This window comes from Synechococcus sp. RS9907, assembly GCF_014279615.1.
Lineage (GTDB): Bacteria > Cyanobacteriota > Cyanobacteriia > PCC-6307 > Cyanobiaceae > Parasynechococcus.
In genome coordinates, this window is the sequence record NZ_CP047944.1 from 1288153 (window position 1) to 1301059 (window position 12907).

General features: G+C 59.4%; 14 protein-coding genes. 5 read left to right on the top strand and 9 right to left on the bottom strand.

Annotated elements, in window-relative coordinates; all coding sequences use genetic code 11:
• Entirely contained in the window at window positions 1-222 is a 222-nt protein-coding gene (rpsR, locus tag SynRS9907_RS06940; protein WP_006041316.1) for a 30S ribosomal protein S18, read from the bottom strand.
• Window positions 223-260: 38 nt separating this feature from the next.
• A complete protein-coding gene (rpmG, locus tag SynRS9907_RS06945; protein WP_006851071.1) occupies window positions 261-455 on the bottom strand; it encodes a 50S ribosomal protein L33 in 195 nt (64 codons plus the stop codon).
• A 127-nt stretch (window positions 456-582) separates the two neighbouring features.
• Between rpmG and pheT the strand changes: the two genes are divergently transcribed.
• Window positions 583-3006: a phenylalanine--tRNA ligase subunit beta gene (gene pheT, locus SynRS9907_RS06950; RefSeq protein WP_188022289.1), complete on the top strand. Its 2424-nt coding sequence runs from the start codon at window positions 583-585 to the stop codon at window positions 3004-3006.
• On the opposite strand, the gene rlmD is transcribed toward pheT, so the two are convergent.
• Complete coding sequence (gene rlmD, locus SynRS9907_RS06955) at window positions 2996-4393, bottom strand: 23S rRNA (uracil(1939)-C(5))-methyltransferase RlmD (RefSeq protein WP_188020474.1); 1398 nt, start codon at window positions 4391-4393, stop codon at window positions 2996-2998. The two genes, pheT and rlmD, sit on opposite strands and share 11 nt — an antisense overlap.
• 100 nt (window positions 4394-4493) lie before the next feature.
• Here rlmD and SynRS9907_RS06960 point away from each other — a divergent pair, with 100 nt between their 5' ends.
• Both SynRS9907_RS06960 and SynRS9907_RS06965 read left to right on the top strand, forming a co-directional pair.
• Window positions 4494-4988 (top strand): allophycocyanin subunit alpha-B, encoded by a 495-nt coding sequence (locus SynRS9907_RS06960; RefSeq protein WP_188020475.1) that lies wholly within the window; start codon window positions 4494-4496, stop codon window positions 4986-4988.
• Window positions 4989-5745: 757 nt separating this feature from the next.
• Window positions 5746-6336 (top strand): YqhA family protein, encoded by a 591-nt coding sequence (locus SynRS9907_RS06965; RefSeq protein WP_255445814.1) that lies wholly within the window; start codon window positions 5746-5748, stop codon window positions 6334-6336.
• Between the two features lie 4 nt (window positions 6337-6340).
• Here SynRS9907_RS06965 and SynRS9907_RS06970 read toward each other — a convergent pair whose 3' ends face one another.
• Complete coding sequence (locus tag SynRS9907_RS06970) at window positions 6341-7288, bottom strand: molecular chaperone DnaJ (RefSeq protein WP_188020476.1); 948 nt, start codon at window positions 7286-7288, stop codon at window positions 6341-6343.
• A gap of 78 nt (window positions 7289-7366) precedes the next feature.
• Window positions 7367-8908: a DUF3370 family protein gene (locus SynRS9907_RS06975; RefSeq protein WP_188020477.1), complete on the bottom strand. Its 1542-nt coding sequence runs from the start codon at window positions 8906-8908 to the stop codon at window positions 7367-7369.
• Window positions 8909-9062: 154 nt separating this feature from the next.
• Between SynRS9907_RS06975 and SynRS9907_RS06980 the strand changes: the two genes are divergently transcribed.
• Window positions 9063-9248, top strand: coding sequence for a hypothetical protein (locus SynRS9907_RS06980; RefSeq protein WP_114989156.1), 186 nt, complete (start codon window positions 9063-9065; stop codon window positions 9246-9248).
• Here the strand turns inward: SynRS9907_RS06980 and SynRS9907_RS06985 are convergent.
• The 3 genes from SynRS9907_RS06985 to SynRS9907_RS06995 are packed head-to-tail and all read right to left on the bottom strand — an operon-like array spanning window position 9233 to window position 11651.
• On the bottom strand, window positions 9233-9913 hold the full coding sequence (locus tag SynRS9907_RS06985; RefSeq protein WP_188020478.1) for a sigma-70 family RNA polymerase sigma factor: 681 nt from the start codon (window positions 9911-9913) through the stop codon (window positions 9233-9235). The two genes, SynRS9907_RS06980 and SynRS9907_RS06985, sit on opposite strands and share 16 nt — an antisense overlap.
• A 30-nt stretch (window positions 9914-9943) precedes the next feature.
• Window positions 9944-10789, bottom strand: coding sequence for a DUF4922 domain-containing protein (locus tag SynRS9907_RS06990; RefSeq protein ID WP_188020479.1), 846 nt, complete (start codon window positions 10787-10789; stop codon window positions 9944-9946).
• Window positions 10779-11651, bottom strand: a complete 873-nt coding sequence (locus SynRS9907_RS06995) for a SpoIID/LytB domain-containing protein (protein ID WP_255446034.1) — start codon at window positions 11649-11651, stop codon at window positions 10779-10781. The genes SynRS9907_RS06990 and SynRS9907_RS06995 overlap by 11 nt, the downstream gene beginning before the upstream one ends.
• Before the next feature lie 81 nt (window positions 11652-11732).
• Between SynRS9907_RS06995 and SynRS9907_RS07000 the strand changes: the two genes are divergently transcribed.
• Entirely contained in the window at window positions 11733-12461 is a 729-nt protein-coding gene (locus tag SynRS9907_RS07000; RefSeq protein WP_188020481.1) for an SDR family NAD(P)-dependent oxidoreductase, read from the top strand.
• Here SynRS9907_RS07000 and SynRS9907_RS07005 read toward each other — a convergent pair.
• Window positions 12443-12838, bottom strand: coding sequence for a DUF2237 family protein (locus tag SynRS9907_RS07005; protein ID WP_188020482.1), 396 nt, complete (start codon window positions 12836-12838; stop codon window positions 12443-12445). The genes SynRS9907_RS07000 and SynRS9907_RS07005 overlap by 19 nt on opposite strands.
• Between the last annotated feature and the right edge of the window lie 69 nt (window positions 12839-12907).

Below are 12907 nucleotides of genomic sequence, written 5' to 3' on the forward strand. Positions count from 1 at the left end.
TCAACCTTCGGGGTTCACGAACGGCAGAAGGGCAACGATGCGGGCACGCTTGACGGCGTTGGTGAGATCGCGCTGCTGCTTGGCGGTAAGGCCAGTGAGGCGACGGGGAAGGATCTTGCCGCGTTCGGTGATGAACTTCTTGAGAAGATCCACATCCTTGTAATCGATGGGATCACCGGGCTTGATCGGCGAAAGACGCTTCTTGAAGAAGGAGCTGGACATGACTCAGGAACGGATGGAGGAAAGACGGACCTGCAAGGTCACTTGATCTCCTTGTGGAGCGTGGACTTGTTGCAGTGGGGACAGAACTTTTTGATCTCCAGCCGTTCGGTGGTGTTCCGGCGGTTCTTTTCCGTCGTGTAACGAGACACGCCGGGTGAACGCTTGGCGGGATTGGACCGGCATTCGGTGCACTCGAGAGTGATCACGATCCGGACGCCCTTGTTCTTGGCCATAAAGGACGTTGCGCCGCAGGTGCGAAGCGAATTGACAAACATCGAGCTTACCCCCTGACCCGACAGGTTCAGAGCAGCTCCCTCAGAGGGGACTTCCTAAGATCGCGCGCTGTCTGGCTTAGATCCGATGCGGGTATCCATCTCCTGGCTGAAGCAGCTGGTCCAGGTGAATGAGTCCGTGGACGATCTCTCCGAGCGCCTGTCGATGGCGGGCTTTGAGGTGGACGACGTCGATGACCTCAGCGCTAGGGCCCAGGGCGTGGTGGTTGGCCACGTGCTGGAACGGGAGAAACATCCCAACGCCGACAAGCTCAGCGTCTGCAGCGTGGATGTGGGAGCTCAGGACCCCATCCAGATCGTGTGTGGTGCCAGCAATGTGCGTGCCGGGATCCATGTTCCGGTGGCCATGGTCGGAGCCATCCTCCCCGCCGTTGGCTTGACGATCAAAGCCGGTGAATTGCGGGGTGTGGCCAGCAACGGAATGATCTGCTCCCTGACGGAGCTGGGCCTGACGGAGCAATCCGACGGCATCGCCATCCTGGATGAGCTTGGGGAGTCGCTACCGGCCAACGGGTCGCCTGTGGCCCCTCTGCTGGGACTGGACGACACCGTTCTTGAGCTGGCCATCACCGCCAATCGCCCCGACGGCCTCTCGATGGTGGGTATCGCTCGCGAGGTGGCGGCCCTGACCGGTGGCAGCTTGAGCCTGCCCGAGCTGGATCTGAATCCCAGCACCACGCCGCTCACCACAGAACTGGACGGGTGCTTCTATTCGATCACCAAGATCGAGGGTGTGGACGGCTCCAAGCCCTCACCCACCTGGTTGCAGCAGCGCCTTGAGCGTGGTGGCGTGAACAGCGTCAATGCGGTGGTTGACGTCACCAATCTGGTGATGCTGGAGCAGGGGCAGCCCCTCCACGCCTTTGACGCCGATGCGCTGGAACAACTGACCGGGCAACCGGTGGACGCCAAGAGTTTTGCGGTCCGTTCCGCTCGCGATGGGGAAATCTTCGTGGGTCTGGATGATCAGAAGCGAAACCTCGACAGCCGTGTTCAGGTCGTCACCTGCCATGACCGGCCTGTCGCCGTCGCAGGTGTGATGGGGAGTCTCGAGAGTGGGGTGACTGCCAGTACCCGGAACATCTGGCTCGAATCCGCTCTGTTTGCTCCGCCGCAGGTTCGCCAGTCCGCCCGGGCCCTGGGCTTGCGTACGGATGCCAGCAGCCGTTTCGAAAAAGGGTTGCCTGTGGAAATGACCCTGCCCTGTTCGGCCCGTGCCTCGGCCTTGTTGAGTCAGGAGTTTTCCTGCTCTGAGAGCGGCCGTTGGGTGGGCGGTAACGGTCCCGCAGAAGCGGAACCGGTGCTGTTGAGGCGCAGTGCCCTCCATCAACTGCTTGGCCCCCTCGATGCTGCCGATGGCCCGGAGGATCTCGATGACACCAGCATCGAAACCTGCCTGACAGCCCTCGGTTGCCAGCTCTCAGCCCATGAGCAGGGATGGCAGGTGATTGCACCGCCCTCGAGACGGCAAGACCTTCAGCGTGAAGTTGATCTGATCGAGGAGGTGGCTCGTCTTGTGGGCTTCGATCGGTTTGGGGCTCACCTGCCGGATCCGCTGGAGCCCGGTGCCCTCACACCGCGCCAGCAGGCGGAACGGCGCCTGCGGCAGCTGTTCTGTTCCACAGGGCTGCAGGAGGTCACCACCCTGTCCCTCGTTCCGGCTTCGGAGCAGGAACAGCGCATCGCCATCAGCAATCCGTTGTTGGCCGACACAAGCCATCTGCGCACGAACCTCTGGGAAGAGCACCTGCAGATCTGTGTTCGCAATCTGAAGGCATCGCAGCGCGGTTGCTCTGTTTTCGAGATCGGCAACACCTACAGCGGTTCACCGGAAGCCGTCAGCCAGACCGCCGTTCTGGGTGGCGTGATCTGCGGAGATCGACGACTCTCCACCTGGGCCACCAGCGGCAAGCCGCAGGCGCCCGACTATTTCCAGGCCCGTGGCGTTCTCACCCGGGTGATGGAGGCCTTGCAGCTGGAGCTGTCTGACCGTCGCCTCACGGACGACGCACGACTGCATCCGGGTCGTGCCGCCACCCTGGTGTTGGAAGGACGCCCCTTGGGTTGTTTCGGTCAGCTTCATCCAGCCATGGCTGAGGAGCTGGATCTCCCAGAAGCCACGTATCTGTTCGAACTCGACCTTGCGCGACTGCTGGATGCCGCTACCCGCAGCAACCGATGGACGCCGGCCTTCAAGCCCTACCCAACCGTGCCCTTCAGCGAGCGGGATCTTGCCATCATCGTCGACCGATCCAGTGCAGCTGCTGATCTGATCCAAGCCATCCGCAAGGCGGGCAAACCCCTTCTGGAGCAGGTGGAACTTGTGGATCGCTTTGAGGGGGAACAGCTGGGCGACAACAAAGTGAGCCAGGCATTCCGTCTGCGCTACCGCGGCAAGAACGAAACCCTCACCGACGACAAAATTCAGCCTATTCACGACAAGGTGCGTGCCGCTTTGAGCAAGCAGTTTCAGGCTGAGCTCAGGAGCTGACCCGTTTCAGCAGCGCCAACGATTCGAGGTGCGTTGTCTGGGGGAAGAAGTCCACGGGCTGGAGCATCTCCAGCGCGTAGGGGCCTGATGGGGCGAGAAGTGCTTTGAGATCCCGTGCTTGCGTGGCGGGGTCACAGCTGAGGTAAGCCAGCACGGCAGGTGGCCGCTCAAGGATGCTGTCCACCACGCGGCGATCGAGCCCCCGGCGCGGGGGATCCAACACCAGCGCCTGACAGTCGTCCAGCTGAGCAGCGAGCAGATCGGCCACATCGCCGGCATCAAAGGCACAGCGGGAGGAAAGGCCGTTGTGCATGGCATTCAGTCGGGCCTGCTCCACCGAATCGGGGTTGAGTTCCAGACCTTGAACATCAAAACCGGCCTTGGCCAGGGGCAGGGCAATGGTTCCGACGCCGCAATACGCGTCGACCACCCGTGCGCCGACGCACTGAGTCAAAAGCCAGTCTGTGAGGCGCTGAACGATCCGTTCCGCCTGCGGCGTATTCACCTGAACAAAGGTGGTGCTGCTGAGGGCGAGCTTGATGCCGCAGAACTGTTCCTCAATGGTGGGGACACCGGCGAGGCAATGGGTGGTGCGACCGAGCACCAGGTTGTTGGCCTTGGGTTGAAGGTTGAGGCAAACCCCTTTCACCGCGGGCCAACGCTCCACCCAGCTCTGTGCGAGGGCCTCAAGGCCTCGAAGCTGAGCATGGCTGCTGATCAGCGTGATCAAAACGTCTCCGGTGGCACTGGCCAGACGAAGCCCGAGGTGGCGCAGCCCCTGGGCTTCGAGCAGGTCATGGTCGGCCGGCCACCCCCCTGCATCCAGGTCCTGCTTGAGAGGTTCCACCAACGCCTCCAGGCGTGGATCGAGCACCGGGCAGTGGTTCAGGTTGACGATCTTGTGGGTCTTCGGTCGGAAGTAGCCGGCTTTCAAACGTCCGTTCTGGTCTCGCTTCAGCGGGATCAAGGCTCTGTTGCGGTAACCGAAGCAGCGTTCCGGATCAACAAGCGTGGGCTCAGGGGCAACGTCAATCCCCCCGATGCGCTGCATGGTCTGTTGAATCTGCTGGGCTTTCCAACGGGTTTGGGCCGGGTCATCCAGGCGTTGCAAGGTGCAACCGCCGCAGTCATCGGCAAGGATGCAGGGAGGGCGGCGCCGATCTGCGGAAAACGTGATCTGATCCACCCGACGGCTCAACCAGCGCGACTTCTGGCGTTGCTGCAGCTGGACAGTGGCGCGCTCCCCCGGCAAGAGATCAGGAACGACGATTACCCAGTTGTTCCAACGGGCCAGACCCTTGCCGTCGCGATCCAGGTCAACAGCCTCGAGCTCGATTGTGAGCCCGGGCCGCGGTTCACTGCTGTTCGGGCTGTCGACTTTGGTCATGCTCTCGATTCCCTGCCATTGCAATGGCGTAACACCCGGACGGTGATGGGTCAGGTGAACGGGTCAAGACCACTAAACTCCACGAAGCCTGCCCAGTTCCATGAGCGTTGTCCGGGATCTCATCCTCCAGGCCGATGACGATCTGCGGTATCCCACCAGCGGAGAACTCCGCACCATGGTGGATTTCCTCGACCAAGGCGCCATGCGCGTTTCTGTGGTCAAGGTTCTGACCGAGAACGAAAAAAAGATCGTCGACGAATCCGCCAAGCAATTGTTTGGTCGCAAACCTGAGTACGTCGCCCCTGGCGGCAATGCCTACGGTCAGCGCCAGCGGGCCCAGTGCCTTCGCGACTACAGCTGGTACCTCCGTCTGATCACCTACGGAGTTCTGGCCGGCAGCACGGAAATGATCCAGGAGATCGGCCTGGTGGGTGCTCGCGAGATGTACAACAGCCTGGGTGTTCCGATGCCCGGCATGGTCGAAGCCATGAAGTGCATGAAGGAAGCGTCCCTCTCGTTGTTGTCAGAACAGCAGGTGAAGCTGACATCTCCTTATTTCGACTTCTTGATTCAGGGCATGCAGACGTGCACCTGATTCAAGGTTGAACCTTTCAAAAGAGCCGGGCCCTCGAGCCCGGTTTTTTTATTGTTAGCTTGTCTTAATTGAGACTGCTTTCTAGACCAGAAATGTGTCCCAAGGGAGATTAATGAAGCAGATATCAGTTTCCTGTTCCCCTGCCAGCCATCCGTTGGAGCTAGGCAAGGCATCCTCTCGCTGATTCGATCGACTGATTGAGGGCGTCAGGCCTCCGCCTAGTCCATAGGTCGACATTCTTGAGCAGCCCTGTCCGAGGCCTCTTGATGCCCGTTTGTCGCAGATGAGCCATCAATCAAGACTCATAACAAGTCTATGTTGAGCCACTTGGCACATGCCTTTGGCTTCCAGCCAATCGAGAGGCGCGTGATTGAAGCTGTGAAGCGATCCCAGCATCAACAGCCGGACACTGGTCCGGATGCGAGGTTTCGAGGCCCAAAAAAGGGAGCCAATGTTGCGTACCTGTGTCTACAGCAGGTACGCAGGACTGAAAACCCCCGTCTTCAAATCATTTTGACGGTCACAGGCCACCTCTGGACTGGCCGTGGACTACAGCTAAAGCCATCAAGACAATGGTTTTTGAAGAAGGAAGGGCGCCGCGACAATCTCGGCTGCACGGCAAATAAAAATCACCATTTTTTGAATCTTGAGGATTAGCGCGCATTGCAGGCAAGACTCTTATTGGGTCCTGAAATGTGTCGCAGCTAAGACCTGAGATTCTGTTGATCAGACTGCGAACGGATGATCGGATTGGACCATGGCGGCGCGATGGATTGAACGTCGGTTTGAACGCCTGATCTGGAAATTCCGGCTGATCAGCATCGTTCCGGTGGTGCTGAGCCTGCTCGGAAGCGTTGGCTGCTTCGTCATTGGTGCGGTTGAGGTCTTCAACGCTTTCCTTGTGATCATGCGCCTTCCCTTCACGGCCAAGAGCGTTGCGGCCAAAACCATCGCCCAGATGGTGGGAGGGGTTGATTACTTCGTGATCGGCATCGCCCTGCTGATCTTTGGCTATGGCATCTACGAGCTGGTGATTTCAGACCTTGATCCACGCCTGGAGGGTGGCGAAGAGCAGCACACCAACATTCTCTCGGTGAACAGCCTCCAAAGCCTGAAGAACAATCTGTCCAATGTGATTGTTGTGGGCCTGATTGTTGCGGCATTCAAAAAGACCATCGGCTTCGAGGTGAACAACGCCACTGATTTGTTGGCGCTGTGTGGCTCCGTGGCCATGTTGGCCCTCAGCGCTTGGTTGATTGTTCGAAGCCACGGAGCTGGTCATGATGACAACGCAGCTGTCTCAATCAAGACATGCACTTGGACTTGTCTTGCGTCTCAGCAGAGATAAGCGGTCAACGGTTTCTGTACAGCTCACGCAGCAGCCGATAGGCCTCATTGAGTCGGCGCATCGCATCGGTGGAACCACCCGCATCAGGATGTTCTTCAAGCGCCCGTTGCTTGTAAGCCTCCCGAATGGAGCTGAGCGTGACCGAAGTTCCTGCCTGGGTTGATAAACCCAACAGCTTGAGAGCCCCATGCACCGTCATAGTCGACTCAAGGGTTTCGAAGGAGGTGACCTGTCTGCTGCGGCGGAAACGGTTCACAAAGCGGCGGATCAGGGTCGGCATCCGTTCTGCCAACGAGGATGTTGCAAAGGGATCCTCAAGAGCGCCAGCCACGACCATCACCCGACCCAGCGATGGGTCGCTTGACTTCCAGCTGGCACAGAGCGTCTCAACGGCTGCATTGGCAGCCGACCAGGTGAATGGACGGCCATCACTGGCATCGGTGCTGGACCAGACATCTCGGGCCAGCCAGGTCATGGCCGCTTCAATCACTGTTGGGCCCGGTGGTTGGCCATAGAGGGACCTCCAGTGTTCTTCGGCGGCAGCACTGGCCTCTCTGAGCTCGGCGAGGTCGACCGTTGAGACAAGCGGGTCGTTCTGAGGGGAATCGCGATGCTGCGGAGAGCGAAGCGTCGCTTTCAGCTGACTGGTGCGCTTGCTGACGAACCCCGGCAGGTCGATGCCTGAGGAGCCACCCCCCGAGGGAAGCCCAGGGGCTGAGGTTGGAGCGTCTTCACCCCCTTGCTGTTGGTTCCCCGTTGAGATCAGAACGAGACTGGTGACCTCATCGGGCCCAGTGGCGACCGCTGGTTCAGCATCGTCCTTGAGAGGATCGACCTCAGGATCCGATGCTGCATCCCCAGGGTCGAGCAGATCCTGGAGGAGCATTTCGAGCACCCGGCCCCGGGAACGTGCTCCGTATTCACCCTTGAGCTGGTCAATCAACGCGACCATGGGCTCTGACATCTCCACAGAGATGCGTTGACGTTTTGAGTCCTCGCCGCTCAAAAGTTCAATCCACCTTTGGGCAGGTTATCGACCCTGAAGCTGGAGCAACCACTGCTGCTGAGATCGAATCACATCGCCGTAACCGGGTCGGGCGACAGGCACCACAGCAGGAATCACAGGAGCCGGCCTCACAGATGCTGGCCTCGCAGCTGCAGGCTTCACAACAACAGGCTTGGCTTCAGGTGGAGGAGGAGCGGTCTTCGGCCCCACCATGCGGGATTTACTGTCCGCGATTTTGACCTGGGCGTCCCGCTGTTGTTGCTTGCGGCGATGAAGCATGGCCAGCTGCTGAACGGGAACCACACTGAGGAGATGGCCTGGGGTGGCATCAGCCGGATAAACCAAGCTCACCTTCACCGCCTTGCGCGTTCCAGGAACCAGGTTGAGATCAGCCAGGGCCAGGCTCTCCCCTGAGCGCATGCCCACGTGAACCTCTTGAAGGGTCCGGTCCTGACGAATCTGCAGCGATCCACGGAAGGCTGTGAACGTCTTCTTGCCAGACACAACCGGATGACTGAGCACCAGTTGATGGGGCCCTGCACCAGAAACATTGAGGGTCACGTCATAGCGAACCCCATAGGTGCCGACGTTGTTCAGAGCGGAATCAACCATCCGTGTGGTCAACGGATTGACCTGAACGTCGCTGGTGCCGAAGTGATGCCGCTTCGTGCTGGTCAGGGGAACGTGCAGTGGCCCCTGGTTGAGGTCATGGCTGATCTCAGCTTTGTAGGCATCGCCCAGGGCAACGCCGGCCACCCGGGAGAAAACACGACCCAGCTGGATCTCGCGAATTCGGTTGAGATAAATCCGCCCCGGTGCCAGTCGCCCCGACTGCAGCACCGCGAACAGATCGGCATCCTGTGCTGATTGCTCGGCGGCAACGACAGCCATCGTGAAAGGACCGTTGCTGCGTCCTCTCAGCAGCCCGTTGGCAATGCCACGGGCAGGGAGCACAGTGCGCACAACAACCCTCTGCCCTCCTGCCGGAATCACGACCTGTTCGGGTAATTTCCGGTCCAGTTCACCGCGCAGCAGTTGAACGGCGGTGGCATCGCCTGGCCCTGTGTTCCAAGGACGCTTCCCAAGGGGTTTGACCCCCATCAAGCGATTCGGGTGATAGGGCGCTTCAAAACTATTTTTGACGGAGCCTCGGTCAAAATTGAGCGTGATCGAGCTTGGTCCGGGATTCGTCGCGATCAGAGCCAGGGTCATCAAGCCTCTGGATCGACGCCCCCCCAACTTGGCTTGGTTTTGGGGGTAATACTTGTGATGCATATGAACGCCGAACTCACCGTTGAAGGTGTGGGCGGCATTGCGAAGCGGCTGGTTCGACTCCGCAGCGATGGCTGAGCCCGCAGCAGTGTTCACCAGGATTCCCGGCCCGGTGACGATTTCCGGTTGATTGGAATGAAGAACCGGAACGTTGTTGAAGGTGCCGTTGAGAGGTCGTGCCTTTTGACCTGCCATCAGGGCGACATACGCCTCAGCGTTGCGCTGAGGCACGCACTCAAAACCCGCAAGCGAGACGCAGGTCAAGACCAAGACTGGGATTTGCCTGAGACTCATGCGGCTTGCTGTTGTGGTGTTCGGAGCAACGTCGACACCACAATGTGGATGCTCTCAATTCACACCGTAGTTCCACCTTTTGAGACAGCCAACAGATTGATGAGTCACACCGTGCCTGAAAATCGGTCAACATGGGCTTAGCGTCGACGCTGAAATGCTTCCACCGTTCTGCTGCAGCCCCAGCACCGATCACACAAGTCTGCGTCGCCAGCATCAGGAACGGAAGTTGTCGATGCTGCGGTTCTGGCGTGATGGTGCTGAACGGCAGCTGTCGGCTCTTAATGCCGCCATCAAAACTCTTCAGGAACAGATGGATCGCGATGCTCAGGCGTCCGGCTGAGCGGCGTTCAACTGCTTCGCGATGGTGTTGAGGCCGCGTTTCACACGCCTCTGAACTGTCATCGCTGAAACCCCAAGCAGTCGCGCTGTCTGCCTCAGACTCATTCCATCAATGACGACCATCTGCAGGGCACATTGGTCGTCGTTTTCAAGTTTGCGGAAGAGCTTGTTAACCCTGCCCCAGGTCTCCGAGCGTTCGACCAGATCCATTGCTCGCGCCGTGTCGTCGAGAAGGTCGTCGTTGAATTCCACCCAGTGCTGTTTGCTGCGGTAGTGGTCAACCACGAGGGCATCGGCTGGGCTCAAAGCAGAGTCCTCCGAACTGCGCACCATCTGCATGGCCCGTTCTTCAACGGCCCTGGGGAGACGTATCAATCCGACTCTGTCGCGCATGAAGTGGAGAATGGCTCCCCGAATGTGCGGCTTGGCGAAGCTTGGAAAGGGAGCTCCTCGGTGGGCGTCGTAGCGGTTGTAGGCCTTGATCAGGCCAAGACATCCCACTTGCAGGAGATCGTCGCTTTCTAGGCCTGTCTGTTGGGCGTAATGACGGGCAATGGGCCGAACCAGATGCAGGTTGTCCTGAATTTGACGGTTCCGACGCTTGAGGCAGGTCTTGTCCAATGGATGGTTGTGAGTTGCATCTCCAGCCTTGGCAGAGAGAAGCAAGCCACAGCATCTGTGCCAACACTGAACTTTTCAGTCCAGCGTGTCGACAACAGCTTGAAGCAGGGCCTCCGGTCCAGAACGCTGAATCCACTGTCGATCGGAGGCATCAGTGCTCAACAAGGATCCGGCGAAGCCGAGGGCGTTAACACTGAAGCCGCGAATTCCCTCCCTTTTGCGGCGAACCATGGCCATCCACTGCCGTGTAATCAGCAGGTTGTAAGCCCCTCGCGGGCAGTCATCGGTGCTGGGGTGCCCCAGACCGAGGTCTTCAGCCAGAGCGAGATACAACGCTTGAAGCATTTCACCCGTCAGGGTTGAACTGATCGCTGCGACCCGTGCACTGCGCAACAGAGGATCCTGAGCAGACGTGGTTGTGCCAGCCACACAGCAACGGAACCAATCGTCCCGAGCACAGATCCGCTCCTCTTCTGACCGCGGTAACAACTGCAGATGTCGATGGGGCTGACTGGCGCCGGCATCAGGCCCGCTGTTGAAGAACCACAGCCCCGTCGTCGTGGCATCAATCCTGGCGAGGGAGCGCCAATCCTCCAAGGACAACCAACCGGTCTGGGGTTGCCAGTCCTGGGTGATGAGCAACATGTGGGAGGTCTGAACGGGATATTTGTTCAGGATTACGACGTGCGATTCACCGATCCGGTCAACCTCCAGACGTTGGTCCCAGGGAAGAAACGGATTCGGCTTTGGACCCGATGCTCGAAGGTGTTTTGGTGTGGCGCTGAGGAGATGGCGCAACTCAAAGCGACAGCCTCTTTCCCCGACCAGGTGGCTCAATGAGGTGTCGAGCGGAACAAGGGCTCCGGATTCGGTCGCTGCAACCGTGACCTCCATCGCTTTTCGAAGCAGTTCACTGGTCATGCCATGTCAACCGTGCCAGCGAGGCCCCTGCGTAGTACCTGCCGAGAATGGCATTGAAGGGGAGTCCCTGATGGGCAAGTTGCTGTGCCCCTGATTGACTCATGCTGGCGCCGAGATGGCCATGGGCTTCAGCACTCACCTGCGCATTTGACGCATAAAGGCTTTCCACAATGCCACCGCTGTAACTCAGGATGATCCCGCTGGTTTCCCGTGTTGCTGAACGACTGGCCGGGGTGGTGCTTTGCTCTCCTGCAAAAACCTGCCAACGGGTTGTGTCCCCCAGGTGATACGCCGTCGTTGCCGGTCGGGCGAGATGGGCCATCGCATAGGAGCGGGCTGCAACGGCTTGCGCCTTGAGGGCTTCCCCATGCCAACTGCTGGGCATTTCGGCGCCAACCACTGAGGCCACGTAGGTCTCCAGATCTAGCGAAACCACCGGGAGCCAATCACCTTGGCCTTTCACCAGTGATACATCGCCTTGATAATACTGCTGGTTGATCTGAACAGGTCCACCGGAGCAATGAATCTCATGCTGAGGTGAGGAAGCGATCCTCTTCATCAGCTCTTGGGCAGGGATCACATCGCCGTGCTGGTGGCGACAGCGCACCTTGGGTCCGGGTCGGAAGGCGGTGATAGGGCTCTGGCTGACCAAACCGACGCGGATCTCCAGGGGCACATGGTCAGCACCAGGCGGCACCTTTGGAACCACGCTCGAACCAACGGTTGAATCGTGATCGAGCAGATCAGCCAAGCTTGATCTGAGCTGATCAGGCCGCTGTGAGAGCGGCCGAGCCAACCAGCCGATCAAAGCCGCCATGAAAAGACTTCCGATCGCGGCCGGGAGCCAGAAATGACAGCGCATCGGCACCAGAACTGCTGTCAGAGCAACCAGCCGATGATGCCTGATTTCCGCTAGACGGTCTCCTCTTCGCAGCAAGTTCACATGGTCGAAGAAGCTCCGACCACTTGGGCTGGCTTGGCGCTGGTGGTTGGCCCCGGCGGCATCGGAGCGGCGGTGGCAGCAGAACTGAAGCGCACCTGCCCTGATCTGAAGGTGCTGACCGCTGGACGTCATGGACCTCCGGCTTCCTCACTGCAACTGGACCTCCAAAACGACAGTGATCTGGATGGTCTGAGCTCAAGCCTGCGAGCCCAGGGGCTCCCCTTGCGTTTGGTGTTCAACTGCAGCGGCCGTCTGCATGGTCCTGGGCTTCAACCGGAAAAACGTCTTCAACAGATCGATCGTTCTCAGTTGGAGCAGCAATTCGGCATCAACGCCATGGCACCGATCCTGCTGGCCAAGGCGATCGAGCCCTTGCTGCAGCGGGATCAACCCTTTCATTTCGCCAGCCTCAGTGCTCGCGTGGGAAGCATCGGCGACAATCGCACTGGGGGCTGGTACGGCTACAGGGCGGCCAAGGCGGCTCAGAACCAGCTGCTGCGCTGCCTGAGCATTGAATGGGCCCGCCGCTGGCCATTGGCCACCGTGAGCCTGTTGCATCCCGGAACGACCGACACAGCCCTGTCTCGTCCGTTCCAGAGCTTCGTGGCACCAGACAAACTTTTCACTCCAGAACGGGCTGCGCGTCAGTTGGTTGAGGTGTTGCTGCAACAGACCCCGGAACAATCAGGAGCCTTTCTCGCCTGGGACGGTCAATCGATCGATTGGTGAGCGTGCTGCTTCAGCTGCTCGAGGCTGACAACCGTTAGGGCTGTGTCTTCCGTGGCCTCCAGGCGCACCAGCGGTGCGACGCCATCGTCGTAGGCCTGTTTCCAGCGCGGTGCACAGACGCACCAGTGATCCCCTGGTTTCAAGCCCGGGAACTGAAACGCGGGCATCGGTGTGCTCAGGTCATTGCCCTGGGCCTTGCTGTAACTGAGAAATTGCTCGGTCATCACGCAGCAGATGCTGTGCTGGCCGAGATCCGATGGATCGGTTTGGCAGAGACCATTGCGATACCAACCCGTCATCGGTTGACAACTGCAACTCTTCAGTGGGTCGCCAAGAACGTTCCTGGCCGGCGGAAATTCGGGGCTGCTGCTGGACATCTGAGCGCTCGTTTGAGGGGGAGTCTGCCCAAGGACTGGCACATTTTGACTTCAGACGGTTGACGAACC

Bases quoted from the DNA above. Each gene is read 5' to 3' on its own strand.
- rpsR (WP_006041316.1), bottom strand. From the start codon at position 222: ATGTCCAGCTCCTTCTTCAAGAAGCGTCTTTCGCCGATCAAGCCCGGT.
- rpmG (WP_006851071.1), bottom strand. From the start codon at position 455: ATGGCCAAGAACAAGGGCGTCCGGATCGTGATCACTCTCGAGTGCACC.
- pheT (WP_188022289.1), top strand. From the start codon at position 583: ATGCGGGTATCCATCTCCTGGCTGAAGCAGCTGGTCCAGGTGAATGAG.
- rlmD (WP_188020474.1), bottom strand. From the start codon at position 4,393: ATGACCAAAGTCGACAGCCCGAACAGCAGTGAACCGCGGCCCGGGCTC.
- SynRS9907_RS06960 (WP_188020475.1), top strand. From the start codon at position 4,494: ATGAGCGTTGTCCGGGATCTCATCCTCCAGGCCGATGACGATCTGCGG.
- SynRS9907_RS06965 (WP_255445814.1), top strand. From the start codon at position 5,746: ATGGCGGCGCGATGGATTGAACGTCGGTTTGAACGCCTGATCTGGAAA.
- SynRS9907_RS06970 (WP_188020476.1), bottom strand. From the start codon at position 7,288: ATGGTCGCGTTGATTGACCAGCTCAAGGGTGAATACGGAGCACGTTCC.
- SynRS9907_RS06975 (WP_188020477.1), bottom strand. From the start codon at position 8,908: ATGAGTCTCAGGCAAATCCCAGTCTTGGTCTTGACCTGCGTCTCGCTT.
- SynRS9907_RS06980 (WP_114989156.1), top strand. From the start codon at position 9,063: ATGCTTCCACCGTTCTGCTGCAGCCCCAGCACCGATCACACAAGTCTG.
- SynRS9907_RS06990 (WP_188020479.1), bottom strand. From the start codon at position 10,789: ATGACCAGTGAACTGCTTCGAAAAGCGATGGAGGTCACGGTTGCAGCG.
- SynRS9907_RS06995 (WP_255446034.1), bottom strand. From the start codon at position 11,651: ATGCGCTGTCATTTCTGGCTCCCGGCCGCGATCGGAAGTCTTTTCATG.
- SynRS9907_RS07000 (WP_188020481.1), top strand. From the start codon at position 11,733: ATGGTCGAAGAAGCTCCGACCACTTGGGCTGGCTTGGCGCTGGTGGTT.
- SynRS9907_RS07005 (WP_188020482.1), bottom strand. From the start codon at position 12,838: ATGTCCAGCAGCAGCCCCGAATTTCCGCCGGCCAGGAACGTTCTTGGC.